The 1,007-nt window shown below is 70.2% G+C and carries 1 protein-coding gene; it reads left to right on the top strand.

Features of this window, described 5'->3' with window-relative positions:
• Positions 1-201 precede the first annotated feature (201 nt).
• Positions 202-888 carry a DUF6215 domain-containing protein gene (locus ACFWBT_RS43125; RefSeq protein ID WP_385710351.1) on the top strand — a complete coding sequence of 229 codons (687 nt, stop codon included), beginning with the start codon at positions 202-204 and terminating at the stop codon, positions 886-888.
• Positions 889-1,007 lie beyond the last annotated feature (119 nt).

Below are 1,007 nucleotides of genomic sequence, written 5' to 3'. Positions count from 1 at the left end.
AAAAAAAAAAGCACACCACTTGGCGTAGGCCTAACATAGTCTAACACTCTGGGATGCAGGCCCGCCGTGCGGAGCGGGGCCGGGAGCCGTGCGCGCCGCGGCACGGCGTTCCGGGCATCCGCGGAATTCGCGTTCCCCGCGAAACGATCACCGGTTAGTCTCCCTCCGCGCGCATGGGGCGCGATGGGGAGAGTGGGGGACATGACCGACAGCGCGACCGGTTCGAAGAAGGGCGCCGGCGCCGGGGCCCAGGCCGTCTCCGCGGTGATGATGGTCGCGTTGGTCGCAGCGGGCATCTGGCTCCTGGCGCAGGTCCTCCCACAGGGCAGCGGCGCCGCCAGCGAACCGGCCACCTGCTCCAAGGAGGACAACAGGCGGCCCGCGAAACACGTCTCCGGAACGCGGCTCTGTGAAGCACTGAACCGCAAGGACCTTCCGGCCCTACTCGGGACGCCGGACGAACACGCGGAGACCGCCTCCGGAAGCGGGGGCTACTTCACCGTGGCCGGTGAGACCAGGATCGCCGGTTCCGAAGCGAACGTCACGCTCACGTCCTACTCCGTGAAGCTCTCGGCCGGCTACGACCGGCTCTCGGTGGCCGACTGGACCGATCTGCTGGGCACGTCCGCGGAGCCGCGGACGATCCTGGGCCATCCGGCGGTCCTCTACTCGGACCGGACCATCGCCATCACCTTCGGTTCCGACACGTCGGACACCGGTCCCGGCGGGATAGCCCGCCGCTTGGTGGTCGCCCAGGACGCGAAGGACGGCGGTGGCGCGTTCGAGGTCGCCATCTGGCGGCAGGACGATGTGACGCCGGACGACGCGGCCCTCCTCCGGGTCGCCGAGGCGGTGCTGCCGACGGTCCCGGGCTGGACCAACGGCTGAGAAGCCGCTGACGGAGGGCCCGACGAAGCGAAGCCGAAAGCAGGGGCACACCGGGAACGAACGTGCTCCGTCGTGCCTCGCCGCTGCACGGGGCCGGGAGGGGCGGCGCAGCCGATGGC

It is taken from the genome of Streptomyces sp. NPDC060027 (genome assembly GCF_042737005.1).
Taxonomy (GTDB): domain Bacteria; phylum Actinomycetota; class Actinomycetes; order Streptomycetales; family Streptomycetaceae; genus Streptomyces.
The sequence above is the reverse complement of the archived record's forward strand: the minus strand, read 5'-3'. Positions and strand labels throughout refer to the sequence as shown.